This is a genomic window from Trichococcus paludicola (assembly GCF_003052295.1).
GTDB classification, from domain to species: domain Bacteria; phylum Bacillota; class Bacilli; order Lactobacillales; family Aerococcaceae; genus Trichococcus; species Trichococcus paludicola.
This window is the reverse complement of record NZ_QBLC01000003.1, coordinates 214,422-226,952: the sequence shown is the minus strand read 5'-3', so window position 1 is coordinate 226,952 and position 12,531 is coordinate 214,422. Positions and strand designations below refer to the sequence as shown.

14 protein-coding genes are annotated in these 12,531 nt (G+C 49.0%); 2 read left to right on the top strand and 12 right to left on the bottom strand.

Annotated features, from left to right (window positions below):
• Positions 1–75: 75 nt before the first annotated feature.
• Positions 76–957, bottom strand: coding sequence for a KPN_02809 family neutral zinc metallopeptidase (gene ypfJ, locus C7R56_RS05935; protein ID WP_107995650.1), 882 nt, complete (start codon positions 955–957; stop codon positions 76–78).
• Between the two features lie 495 nt (positions 958–1,452).
• On the opposite strand from ypfJ, the gene C7R56_RS05930 reads away from it, so the two are divergent.
• Entirely contained in the window at positions 1,453–2,196 is a 744-nt protein-coding gene (locus tag C7R56_RS05930; protein WP_107995649.1) for a glucose 1-dehydrogenase, read from the top strand.
• Between the two features lie 98 nt (positions 2,197–2,294).
• Here the strand turns inward: C7R56_RS05930 and C7R56_RS05925 are convergent, their stop codons facing one another.
• From C7R56_RS05925 to C7R56_RS05910, 4 genes are all read right to left on the bottom strand, one after another.
• Complete coding sequence (locus C7R56_RS05925; RefSeq protein WP_107995648.1) at positions 2,295–3,044, bottom strand: beta/alpha barrel domain-containing protein; 750 nt, start codon at positions 3,042–3,044, stop codon at positions 2,295–2,297.
• A gap of 46 nt (positions 3,045–3,090) precedes the next feature.
• A complete protein-coding gene (locus C7R56_RS05920) occupies positions 3,091–3,918 on the bottom strand; it encodes a DUF975 family protein (RefSeq protein ID WP_159072172.1) in 828 nt (275 codons plus the stop codon).
• A 107-nt stretch (positions 3,919–4,025) separates the two neighbouring features.
• On the bottom strand, positions 4,026–4,409 hold the full coding sequence (locus tag C7R56_RS05915; protein WP_107995646.1) for a zinc ribbon domain-containing protein: 384 nt from the start codon (positions 4,407–4,409) through the stop codon (positions 4,026–4,028).
• The gene (locus tag C7R56_RS05910) at positions 4,409–4,960 is read right to left on the bottom strand and encodes an O-acetyl-ADP-ribose deacetylase (protein WP_107995645.1); all 552 of its coding nucleotides are present in this window, start codon (positions 4,958–4,960) and stop codon (positions 4,409–4,411) included. Before C7R56_RS05910 ends, C7R56_RS05915 begins: the two co-directional genes overlap by 1 nt.
• Positions 4,961–5,149: 189 nt before the next feature.
• Here C7R56_RS05910 and C7R56_RS05905 point away from each other — a divergent pair, with 189 nt between their 5' ends.
• Entirely contained in the window at positions 5,150–6,355 is a 1,206-nt protein-coding gene (locus C7R56_RS05905) for an MFS transporter (protein ID WP_107995644.1), read from the top strand.
• Between the two features lie 58 nt (positions 6,356–6,413).
• On the opposite strand, the gene C7R56_RS05900 is transcribed toward C7R56_RS05905, so the two are convergent.
• From C7R56_RS05900 to C7R56_RS05870, 7 genes are all read right to left on the bottom strand, one after another.
• On the bottom strand, positions 6,414–6,623 hold the full coding sequence (locus C7R56_RS05900; protein ID WP_107995643.1) for a YdbC family protein: 210 nt from the start codon (positions 6,621–6,623) through the stop codon (positions 6,414–6,416).
• A 252-nt stretch (positions 6,624–6,875) separates the two neighbouring features.
• A complete protein-coding gene (locus C7R56_RS05895; protein ID WP_107995642.1) occupies positions 6,876–8,060 on the bottom strand; it encodes an amidohydrolase in 1,185 nt (394 codons plus the stop codon).
• Between the two features lie 82 nt (positions 8,061–8,142).
• The gene (locus C7R56_RS05890; RefSeq protein WP_107995641.1) at positions 8,143–8,370 is read right to left on the bottom strand and encodes an ATP-binding cassette domain-containing protein; all 228 of its coding nucleotides are present in this window, start codon (positions 8,368–8,370) and stop codon (positions 8,143–8,145) included.
• 176 nt (positions 8,371–8,546) lie between these two features.
• Positions 8,547–9,998 carry a UDP-N-acetylmuramoyl-L-alanyl-D-glutamate--2,6-diaminopimelate ligase gene (locus C7R56_RS05885; protein WP_107995640.1) on the bottom strand — a complete coding sequence of 484 codons (1,452 nt, stop codon included), beginning with the start codon at positions 9,996–9,998 and terminating at the stop codon, positions 8,547–8,549.
• 223 nt (positions 9,999–10,221) lie between these two features.
• Positions 10,222–10,887: an SIMPL domain-containing protein gene (locus tag C7R56_RS05880; RefSeq protein ID WP_159072171.1), complete on the bottom strand. Its 666-nt coding sequence runs from the start codon at positions 10,885–10,887 to the stop codon at positions 10,222–10,224.
• Between the two features lie 103 nt (positions 10,888–10,990).
• Positions 10,991–11,455: a hypothetical protein gene (locus C7R56_RS05875; protein ID WP_107995638.1), complete on the bottom strand. Its 465-nt coding sequence runs from the start codon at positions 11,453–11,455 to the stop codon at positions 10,991–10,993.
• Positions 11,456–11,457: 2 nt separating this feature from the next.
• A complete protein-coding gene (locus C7R56_RS05870) occupies positions 11,458–12,225 on the bottom strand; it encodes a hypothetical protein (RefSeq protein WP_107995637.1) in 768 nt (255 codons plus the stop codon).
• Positions 12,226–12,531: the final 306 nt, after the last annotated feature.

Genomic DNA, 12,531 nt, shown 5'->3' with positions numbered 1-12,531 from the left:
TCGGATGGAAGTACATTGAATGCCCCAAAAAAAAGCCTGCCGCAGCGCGACAGGCTCAACTAAATTCTTCATAAATTAAAGTTCATCATATCCGATATTGAACGTATCTCCGCCGCTCAGGTTGCCGATTTCGAAACCTTTCGTGAACCAGCGCATGCGTTGCTCGGAAGTACCGTGCGTAAAGCTGTCGGGTACGACATAGCCTTGGTTCTCTTTCTGCAAGGTATCATCCCCTACAGCATGTGCTGCTGTTAAGGCTTCCTCGAAGTCGCCTTCCTCAAGGACGCCCTGCTCCTGGACATAATTTGCCCAGACACCGGCCAGGTAATCGGCCTGCAGTTCCAACCGCACATTCAGCTCATTGTATTCCGTTTCGCTTAACTGATTACGACTGCTTTGCACCTGATCCATAATGCCTAGCAAATTCTGGACATGATGTCCGACCTCATGAGCGACGACATAGGCCATCGCAAAGTCGCCGGACGCGCCATACTCTTGCGAAAGCTGATCGTAGAAACTCAAGTCGATGTATAATTTTTGATCGGCCGGACAGTAGAACGGTCCGACTTGGGAACCAGCTACACCGCAAGCAGATTGCACCTGTCCGCTGAACAGCACCAGTGTCGGTTCGACATATTCCATATTGTTGTTGGCAAATTCTTGTGTCCAGGCATCTTCAGTATAGGCCAATACAACGGATACAAATTCTGCCATCTCGTCCTCGGTCTTGTTGCTCGTTTCAGTGACACCTGTCTGTGGCGTTTCAGTCGGCGTGCTGCCACCACCGCCAAACAGGTCGCCCCCTCCAAACAAGGCAATGATGATCATGATGATGATCCCAAAAATCCCGCCGCCTGCCATACCGCTCACGCCTAGTCCGCCGCCACCCGTCGAAAAGCCGCCACCGCCGCGTCGATCTTCAACGTTGGAACTTCTTCTTCCACCCTTCCATTTCATATGAATACCTCCAATATTCTATTTTTCGCATTGATGGGCTCTGGCGATGCCAACCCGTCCAGAGATCTACCGCAATCCGAAAATCGTTTTCTTTCTTACACTTATTATATAGTATTGGACGATAATTTAAAAAACATACACCTGAAGCCGACCTTTTCTTAAGTTGATTCCACGCGCAACAACGCTGCCCGCAACCAGACAAGTCCGTGCTCTAGGTCCTTGACTGCGTTCATATTGATAAAATTATTCCAATATCGACAGCAATGGCATATGTTCATTTTCCGTTCAAATGTTCAGAACATAAACAAACCGCGTTAACAATACAACGTTTACAGCTTTTTATTTTTTTGTGGAAGTGCCTCATTTGTGAATAGATAATTATGCTGCCATAATATTGATTCCAATCCATTAGAGGAATAACATGATTGTAAGCCTATACAAGTTATCCCAAGAGTTAGGGAGCGGCAAAAAAAGAATCTAAAGGAGCTATCTGCAATGGGAAAATTGGAAAACAAAGTAGCAATCATCACAGGAGCAGCACAAGGAATGGGTGCCATGCACGCACGCAAATTCGTGGAGGAAGGCGCTAAAGTAGTCGTGACCGACATCAACGAAGAGGCAGGAAAAGCTTTGGTTGAGGAAATCGGCGAAAATTCCGTCTTTATGAAACTGGACGTCTCAAAATCAGCCAATTGGGAAGAAGTCATCGCGCTGACCGAAGAAACATTCGGGCCGGTTACGGTGCTCGTCAACAATGCCGGCGTCGGCATCTTCAAAACATTGGATCAATTGACGGAAGCGGATTTCCGTTTGACATTCGAAATCGATGAACTGGGCGTGTTCCTGGGAATGAAAACTGTCGTGTCTTCTATGAAAAAAGCGGGTGTCGGCTCGATCGTCAACATTTCTTCTGTAGATGGACTAGTCAGTGCGCCTACCGCCATCGCCTACAGCGCGTCCAAACACGCAGTCACTGGGATGACAAAGGGAGCTGCTGCTGAACTTGGCCCGTTCAACATCCGCGTGAATTCCGTCCACCCAGGCATCATCGAAACACCGATGGCTGAACAGGGTGATGTCTATGAATACATCAAACAATTGGAAAAGGACATTCCTTTGAGACGGACCGCTAAACCGGAAGAAGTCTCCAATCTGGTCATCTACCTTGCATCCGATGATTCGAGCTACTCGACTGGGTCGCAATTCGTCGTCGACGGGGGCATGATTTCCGATTTGTAGGATCCTTTTGAACAACCAAAGTCTCATGATAGCAAAAAAAAACGCGCAAACAGTTGCCGGGACAGTCCCGGCCGCTGCTTGTGCGTTTTTTCAATAGGTTAATCTCTGTGATCTTCCAAGTCTTCGACTTCTTCGATCGTCATGCCTTGGTGCTCCTGCATGTAGCGCTCGCGTTCTTTGTTGCGGTACTTGTCCATCTTGCGGCGGAACAATTCGCCGTTGGAGGGAGGCGTCCAGCTGATGGCATTGGCTCCGGCGTTGATTGCATCGAGAATCGTTTCATCCGTCGGTCCGCCCGTCGCGATGATCGGAACATCTGGGAAATTTTCCCGGATGCGGCTCACGATGTAGGCCGTATCCTTCCCGCCGCTGACGTTCAGAATATCAACTCCGGCATCCAACCGTTCCTGAATATCCATGTATTCCGTCACGATCGTACAGACGATCGGAATATCCACGGTTTCCTCGATTTGTCTGATGGTATCGATTGGGGTCGGCGCATTGACGACGACAGCCAAGGAACCCTGCGCCTCCGAAAACAAAGAGATGTTGGCACTGCGTTTGCCTTGGGTCGTCCCCCCTCCGACACCGGAAAGGATCGGAATGGTTGAGACATTGGCAATGCTTTGGATAACCGCCGGATGCGGGGTAAATGGATAAACCGCGATGACGGCATCCGCATCGTTATTCAGGATAATAGCAATATCCGTCGTAAAGATCAGGGATTTGATTCGTTTTCCAAAAATCCGGATTCCTGAACAGTTCCGGATCACGCTCGGGACTTGCACTGTATCACTGCGCAAATCGGTTGTGATGCTTGGTGCTTCTCTTTTTATTCTTTGCTCCATTATTTCGCTCCTTCTCTGAAAATTTAGTTAATAAGATATGGGCCGATCAGCCGATAATGAGATTTTCTTCCTTCAGAACTTCGGAATAGAAGACTGCGCGCGCAGCTTTCCTTCTCGGTTCAACGATGAAGGTCAGGATTCCGAAGATGGCGAACGCCGCCAACATCAAGCCAATCAACAACAGCAGTTGGTAAAGCAAGGCATCGGGATCAGCGGTCGCAGATCCGGCATACATGTTGAAAGCGGCTATTCCGACACCCATGAACAACGCGACAGGAATCAGGTAGATGACAAAATAAGTCAGATCCAGTTGGAAAAGTCTCATCTTCTTGCCTTTCATGAAGGATTCGCTTTGTCTCAGGATGTCCGTCGTTTTCATATCCGGATTATCGAAGTAAATGAAGTTCGATAATGCCAGAGCGTAAAGCTTCATGATGCCAGGTATGATCAGCAACACGGACCATAGAATGACATAGATAGCCTGCAGCGCCAGAACGCCAAGCGTCTTAAACAACTGATTTTCAAATGGTTTGAGCAGATGGCCTGACGAAAGCGGCGTACCGTCCAGCATGTCCAGGTACCCCCATTCGTTCCCCATCTGCATGGAGCCGATAATCAGCGCCACGATGATCGAAAGGACCACATTCAGGGTCGTTTGGAAAGGTGAGGATTGCATCGAGAAGACGGAATCCCAATTCGGCAAGGTTTCCCCTGTCATCTGCATGTTCAACGCGCTTTCGCCCGTCAGCGTTCTGACTACCGATTGCATGGTGCTATTCGCGATCGTGATAAGGATCAGGTTAATGACCGCCATTTTATAATTGCCGCGTAAATATTCTCTGGCCGTGGATCTGATTTCTTTATTCGTTAACATATAATTATGACCACCCCTTACAATTTTCGATAGTGATAGTATACCATAATTGGACATTTTGCAACGCTTACAGATAATTGTCTTTCATTTATTTCCTGGACAATTCCTTAACGATCCATTTCATCCACTTTCACTCCGCAATTCGGACAAAAATGTGAGCCCTGAGGATAGGAGGCACCGCAGTTGGGACAGCTACTTTCAAGCGGTTCGCCAGTCTGATACATTTGCAGATCGCTGTCGCGGATCGAGACCGTTTCTTTCCGTTCAATCGCTTTGCCTACATGCGGATCCAGCAGATACCATGTGTCGCAACAGGTTGTGCGGACGAGGTACTTTTTCCCGAAGGTGATGACCGGGATGAAAAAAAGGCGGAAGCGATTGCCCACGAGATAGACCTCATAGCGTCCAAAATGACCGCAACGGCTACAGGTGATGGTCTGGTTGTATTCAAGTTGCTTTCGGAACGGCAATACGTCAAAAAATAAAAACATCAGTCAGTTCCCCTTTCAAATTCTTCGAATGCCTGCTCGTAGGCGTACACTGTCGCATCGTCAAAGCAGACAAAGGTTATTTCTGTGATGTCGGATTCCGGCTGATTTTCCAGATATTTCAGAACGGTACCGACAGCGATTGCGGTCGCCTGTTCCAGCGGATAGCCGTAAATGCCGGTGCTGATCGCCGGAAAGGCTAGCGTCCGGATTCCATGGGCTTCGGCCAATTCCAACGATTTTTGGTAGCACGAGGCCAGCAAATCCGCTTCACCGTGCATTCCGCCTCGCCAGACCGGACCGACCGTGTGGATGACATGAGCGGCTTTGAGCCGGAAACCTGGCGTGAGCTTCGCATCGCCGGTACGGCACCCATCCAAAGTGCGGCAGGCAGCCAACAGTTCCGGACCGGCGGCACGATGGATGGCGCCGTCTACCCCGCCTCCGCCGAGCAGACTTTCATTAGCGGCATTAACAACGGCATCTACTTCGCAACGGGTGATGTCGCCTTTAACCACATGCAACGTTGTTTGATTGAACTGCAACTTTTTCATTCCGATTCCTCCCTCTGATTCTGTTCAGTTCGGGCATCTCAACACGTACACTTTACCAAAATTTCGATTGATTATCCATTTGGCCGAATCGCGCGGAAAGGACATGCCTGCGTGGTCGCTCTGCTAGACTTTTTACCCGAAAAGGAATTTAATGAAGATGACGAAATATTCAGAAGGAAGGGTTTCGAGATGGTAGATAATCAGAAAAAGAAAAAACGGATTCTGGGCGTCGAAAGCAATATTTTCTTTGTCGGTTTGACCAGTTTCCTGACGGACACGACGACAAAGATGGTCTACAGCATCCTGCCTTTATTTCTGACAACATTAGGCGCTTCAAAAACGGAAATCTCCCTGATCGAAGGCATCGCCGAAAGCACCGCTTCCGTCCTGAAATCCCTCTCTGGCTGGTGGAGCGACAAAATCGGACGCAACAAGCCCTTCATGATCATCGGTTACGGCATCACCGCCCTCCTTTCCCCACTCTTCGCCTTCGTGACGACACCGCTGCAGGTCCTGTCGATCCGCTTTGTAGAACGCGTCGGAAAAGGCATCCGCACCGCTCCCAGGGACAGTCTGGTGGCTGGTTCTTCGGAGGAAAACAACAATGCAGGCCTGAATTTTGGTTTCCATAAAGCGATGGACAACAGCGGCGCCATCGTCGGACCACTGATCGCCTTTGCCGTGTTAGCAACTTTTCCCGGCGACTACCGGCGCGTGTTCCTATTTGCGGCTATCCCTGGATTTCTGGGGCTTTTGTCGATCATCTTTTTTGTTAATGAAGCCAAACGTGCCAAATCGGAGCGGCTCGGGAAACTGGCCTTCCGGGATTTCCCCAAGGACTTCTATCTTTTTCTGGTCATCGTTTTCTTTTTTACGTTGGGAAATTCGACGGATGCTCTGCTCTTAATCAAAGCCAGTGACGTCGGCATCAGCGATGCGTTCATCCCGATTATGTATCTAGTATTCAACGCGGTTTCGGTTACCTTTGCCGTTCCACTCGGGAAACTGTCCGATAAAATTGGCCGCAAGCGTATCATCATCGGCGGCTATCTGATGTTCTCGCTGATCTATTTTGGTTTCGGCAAAGCCACTACCCCCTTCGCCATCGTCGACCTGTTCGCTTTTTACGGTCTCTACAGCGCCGCAACGGACGGCATCCAAAAAGCCTTGGTATCCGACATCATCGGCAAGGAAAAGAAAGGGACCGGTCTGGGCCTGTACAACGCCATCTTGGGGATGACGCTGTTGCCGGCCAGTTTGATCGGAGGCTGGTTGTATGATACTTTCAACAACCAGGTTCCTTTCTACTTTGGTTCCGCAATGGCTCTGTTTTCGGCCTTTTTGATGTTTCTCTTCTATCAGCACGGAAAACGCAACGGATCGGCCCATGCTTAATAAAATGCTGAAATCGCAAAACCAGCTGAAGCAAATACACTTCAGCTGGTTTTTTCGGTTATTTCAGGATTTTAGCGAGGGCCGCCATTTCTTCTTCGCTGAATGTCAGTCCTTTGCCCATCTTTTCGTGTTCTGGACTCCATTCGCGGATGTCGTATTTTGGTGGTCTGCCGTTCCAACTGACCAAGTTCAATTCTTTCGTCCAACCTTTTGCGGATGTGGACAGGATGCCGAGTTCTTCGACGATTTCAAATGTGATGTCTGCCATAGGGAGGATCCTTTCTTTTTTTGAGTTTTGAGGTTCGCTGCCTGGATGCTTTGGGGATTGGCAGCTTGCCACTTAATTATAACGCAAATTATAGTTCATTTAAAATATCCGCGGACTATTGAAAAATGGATTTCTTTTTCCTTTTCTTCTTCTGAGCGCCGGTTTATCAGATATATATGTTTTATCAGACAACTTCAGACGCAATTGCAATCGAGTTATCGGTTGGAGCCGGATATTGGGCTTCTGACGCCCTCATTTCAGTGCATGCTGACAGGCTTCCCATTGATCCAGCACCTTGATAGCCAAAGCCGAGAAGTAATCCGCTGCGACCACCAAGGCTTCTTCTTTGAGATTGAATTCAGGATGGTGCCATTCACGCGTGCCTTCGACGCCCATGAACACAAAGAATCCGGGCATCAGCGTCTGAAAATGCGCGAAATCCTCCCCGCCAGCAACTGGGTTCGGCTCCACGAAACGATAGCCTTGTTCGGCAGCTGTATATTCCATGATTGCTTTGAAGCGAACATCATTGTCCACGATGGAAACATACGGGTGCCAACGGAAATCGGCTATTGCGCCGAAACCGGCCGCGATCCCTTCGGCCGTCCGGCGCATCAAGGCCGGGATTTTCTCGCGGTCTTCTTTTTGGAAGGCGCGGACGGTCCCTTCCATGTAGACTTTCTCGGGAATAACGTTCCATGAGTTGCCGCCGTGGATCTGTGTGATGCTGATGACTGCGTTATGGAATGGACTTGTATTTCTGCTGATGATCGTCTGCAGACCGATGATGACCTGGCTTGCGATGACGATTGGATCGATGGTCGAGTCCGGAATGCCGGCATGTCCGCCGACTCCATGGATTTCCAGTTCGAAACGATCTGCGCTAGCCATCAGTCCGCCTTCACGGATGCCAATCGTGCCGACAGGGAGATCCGGCTTGTTGTGCATCCCGAAAATGGCAGAAACGCCCTCCAAAGCACCGGATGCTTCGACCCACTTCGCGCCTTGTGCGATCTCTTCAGCTGGTTGGAAAATGAAACGGACCGTGCCTTTCAGTGCCGCTTTTTTACCCTGAAGCAGGATTGCTGCTCCAATCATGGAGGCTGTATGATAATCATGACCGCAGGCATGCATGAGCCCTTCCGTTTCGGAAATGAAAGGCAAACCGGTTGCTTCTTTGACTGGCAAAGCGTCGATATCGGCACGCAATGCGATGGTCGGACCAGGTAGTGCGCCCACGACTTCTGCAATCAGACCCGTCTCCAGCGGGTAATCCAAGATTGTGATTCCTTCCTCCGACAGCCAGCGGCGGATACGCTCAGTCGTCGCAAATTCCTTTGCGGACAATTCCGGATGCGCATGCAATTCACGCCGGTAAGCGACCAACTTTTCGTAGAGTCCTGTTTTAGTTTGTGTTTCCGTTTGCGTTGCAGTCATCGTATCATGCTTCCTTTCGATGGTTCACTATATAAATCAGGGCTGAGCGAACCCGTTCAGCTTTTCTTATTCTCCAGTTGGTTCAAGAATTATTTGGTTCGGGCTTGCTGCGGATTATCGAACAGGCTTTTTCCTTCAGAACGACCTTATCCGGCTGCTCAAGGAAATACAGGCAGCGCAAAAAGCTTGATCTCCCGGAACCGGAAGGGCCGATAATAGCCAAGACTTGCCCTCGTTCCACTACTATATCGATTCCGTTCAGTACCGTCAACTTATAAAAATTTTTATTGAAACCTCTCACTTTAATCATCAGCCTTCCTCCATGATAGCCCGTGTTATCGAATTTCGTACTCGAATTCGGTTACCCAATACAATAACAACACAAGTCATCCCCGACCGCGCATCTGCAGTCTGGGGGAAAAAAACGTACAAAACAAATAAGCCGTAAAACACTCTTTTTCAGTGTTTTACGGCTTTATGACCATTCTATTTTTCTGAATTTTTTAGGTACAGCACCGTTTCCTTGTCGGAAGCAGTCGGTAAGGCATAATCCGTCTTGTATTTCTCATGGCCTTTGCCGGTTACCAGAATCCAATCGCCTGCCCGAGCCTCATTTACTGCTGCTTGGATGGCCAAAGTCCTGTCCATTATGATGTCGATTTTATGCGTCCCAGCCAATTTGTGCTGATAATCAGCATATTCCTGCCTCATCGCTTCTTCCGTAACGCTATTCAAATCGTCGGTGGTTAAAATCACACGCGCACTCTGATCAATCGAAGCCGCGATCATTTCATCCCGCTTCGATGCATCCCGGTTGCCGCGGAAGCCGAAAATGTGCGTGATTCTTTCCGCTCCGTCCTTATGCATCGACTTCAGAATCGAAGTGACCGCTTCCGGCGTATGCGCGTAATCGATGATACAGTGGACGCCATCCTTCAGATGGACGATTTCGTACCGGCCCGGCACGCCCGCAAACGAACGCATCTGTTCCGTAACATCCGCCAACGGATAGCCGAGATCCTGAATCACCGCACTAGCCATCGCAATATCATAGAGATTATGTTCGCCGGGCATATGCGGATCCAACGCCGACGTCTCATCAGAAACGTCCAACGTGACCTCCTGATTCGTCATCTTTTTGATCGACAAAGTGGCATCTTCCTGATGACCCACGGTGATGACCGCTATCCCCTTGGCGACCAGCCGCTGCGCCAGTTCCCCCCCCCAGGCGTCATCGGTATTGACGACCGCTTTCCCATCCGGTTTCAGCTTGTCGAACAGTAGTGCTTTGGCTTCGAAATAAGCCTCCATCGTTTTGTGGTAATCCAAATGATCGTGCTGCAGATTCATGAACAGGGCGTAGTCGAAAGCGACGCTCTCCAGACGGTATTGGGTCAGCCCGTGCGAAGAGACTTCGATGACGACAAGGTCATCCTTTGACGCCGCAATCAACTCATGCACTTTTTCGGCATTCGGTGTCGTATTTGGCGTCGGATATTGGATCCCGTTAATTTCATTGTAGAGGGTACCGATCATGGAAACGGTAAAGCCTTGCTGCTCCAGCAAATGCTTGAGGAAAAAAGCAGTCGTCGTCTTTCCGTTCGTACCGGTTATGCCGATGACGCGTTTCCTGCCGGACGGATGATTATAGAATTTATCCGCGAATTGGCCCAGCGCTCGGCGACTGTTGGCGACTTTTAGGTAAGGAATCGGCAATGCCTCTGGGCAATCGTGTTCGCCAACAATCAAAGCGGCGCCTTGTGCGATTGCATGGGGGATATAATCATGGCCATCCTTTTCAAAGCCAGCAATGGCGACAAATACCATTCCGTCCGTGATGTCCCTGGAACTATCGGTAATGCCGGTGATTATTTGTTCTCCATCCCACTTTGGCTGCTCTCCCAGCTGATAATCAGACAGCATTTCTTTCAGTTTCATGGATATGCTCCTTTAATGATGTTTCTAGCGAGCTTCAGTATACTTATCAAATGCGAAGTTTGTGTGAATTTTTGTAAGTAACACGCGTTGCCTTGTATAGGATATAACATCACGGCGCTTCTCGGTACTGTTATGTTGCAGAATTTTTTTTGCGTTGGGCGGAAATATTATGATAGATATGGGGCTTTCCAGTATACCTTTTCGATTCTGAAAGACGATCCCGTCAAGCCTTTTGTGAACTCAAGATTTCCCAGACGACCGTCACGGTATCGCTGTTGCTGATGTCTTCCGGCTCGAGATCGATCATCGGCGCGCTGTCATAGGCCATCTTCGATGAAGCTGCATAGACGCGGGAGCGCACTTCGATTTCGCCCCAGTCATAATCGATCGACAAGATTTTCCCAAGCATGACACCCCCCGCAGCAGCCAGTATCTGCGCCTTCTCCTTGGCGTCACGCACGGCATCCTCCAGTAAGGCTTGCTCGACTGCATACCGATTCTTCAGGAAAAAGTAGACCGAAAATTCCGGACTCGCTTCGCAAGTCGACAAAGCCAACAGAATTTCGCCCAGGCGCTTGCTGTCATTTTCAAAAGTTATCTTAAGATCATTCCGGTAGCGGTAGCCTAGGAAGTAGCGCTTGTTTTCGCCGCGGAAATCGTTCCTGTGCTCATACGCGCTGTCGATTGAAAAGTGTGTGGATCGGATTTCCTTTTTAGAGAATCCGAGCGGCAACAACGTTTCCCGGACTTGCTCCAGCGCCAAGGCGGCATGCTGCATCGCCAATTCGTACGTATCCTGGATATCCTCCAACTGCAGTGAAATGGCGATAGCATCTGGTGGCGCGCTGGCGAAACCTTTGCCCTTGACCGTCATTCTTGAAATTTCCATGTTGGTCATCCCCTTTTTGAATGGATCTGGTTCATTTTCCTTAATCCTAGCACTAAGTAAGCGGTTTCACAAAATTAAGGGCTGACTATAAAAAAACAGCCGTTCAAGACGACTGTCGGGTTTCTTCCGCATTCAGTTTCTTTGCTGAGAGCCAATCGAAAAATGTACGCACACCATACGTTAAAGGGATCGAAAGGTGCAAGGCTACCTGCAGCCCGTGCAGCATCACAAATTCCACCGTATTGATTGGATTAGGGAGATCCATGCCCAGCTGATACAACTGGTAAGCCTGCTGCGCCTGCTGCCCGGCCATCGCCAAAAAGAAAGCGTTGCTCCAAAAAGGTCGGCGCGTATATTGGTCAAAAAAGGCATTCCGATAGACAACGTTAACCAAAAAGAAAAGGGCACTGATCATGATGATGACCATGATCGCGCTTCGGTGAGATATCCCGCCAAGTCTATCATCCGGCATTGAGATATAAACAAAAAGTAATGCTGTCATGATCAACAAGCTATAAAAGCCGAATTTGTAACGAATTTCTTTTTGCTTCTCATCGTAAAACTTCAAAATTATCCCTCCACATCTTCAGTACAAGATCCTACTAACGTTCTCATTTCGCTTTCCAGCATGTCGATTTCGCAATAGGCAAGCGTCGGATTGTTCGCGGCGAAATAGCGGTAAACTTGGTTCACGCGCACGCGGAATTGTTTTGGGCTGATCGGCAACTGGTTCGCGCGTTTCACGCCACCCTTCTCGTTCAAGAGGAACTGCCGGTTCAATGCATGGATGACCTGAACCCATGAACATGCCGCTTGGAAGAAGCTGCCGCTCGCGTAATGGATGCCCCCCTGCATAGCGGCACCATGGCCATTTTCGAGCGAAAGTGTTGCTTCCTTCATGAAATAAGCAATCGTCGCTTGGCGCAGCTTTTCCGGATATGTTCCCTGCATTGCAAGCATTTCCTTCATCGACTTAAGCGGATGGTCCGGTGCTTCCCAGAGAATCCGGCCATAATGGATTTCCGCCGCGTAACTGCTGTTCACGACGCCGAAAGGATGGCCGCTCTTATGCTTGATCGAAATCTTCCCGTCAAGGCAATCAGAAATGGCGTGCACAACAGGATCGATTTCCCTTAGTTTGTAATGTATGGACACCCCGGTATCATCCATCCGGCAGACCACCTGTTCCAGTTCCTGATTGGACAGTCCTCCAGCGACATGATACAGCAAGATGGCTGATTCCGTGATATTGTCTCCACCACCGTACCCCACGATGCCTTTCAATCCGGGAATGCTTTTCAGTTCACTCACAATTTTCTCTCTGTTCACTTCGTTCACACATGCCACCTCACATTTTTCTGATGGAAAAACTTGTCGGAGCAGCTGGTCGAAAAATTGAATAGCCCCACAACTACGGGCTCCCAGCCTTAGATCGTGCAATCTATTTGCTTTTATCCTATCATTTTTAGGCAATTATCGCAATTTTGACAATTTTTTCCAATTTGATGCACTTCCTGAGGCACTACTTGTTCTATCGGAGATGCCTAAATTTTATTTTGCATTCATTCAAAAATAGGCTGCCTCAATAATTGAGGCAGCCTGAAGGTTCAACTTATTAATTATTTAGCAAAGAGCAAACATTTC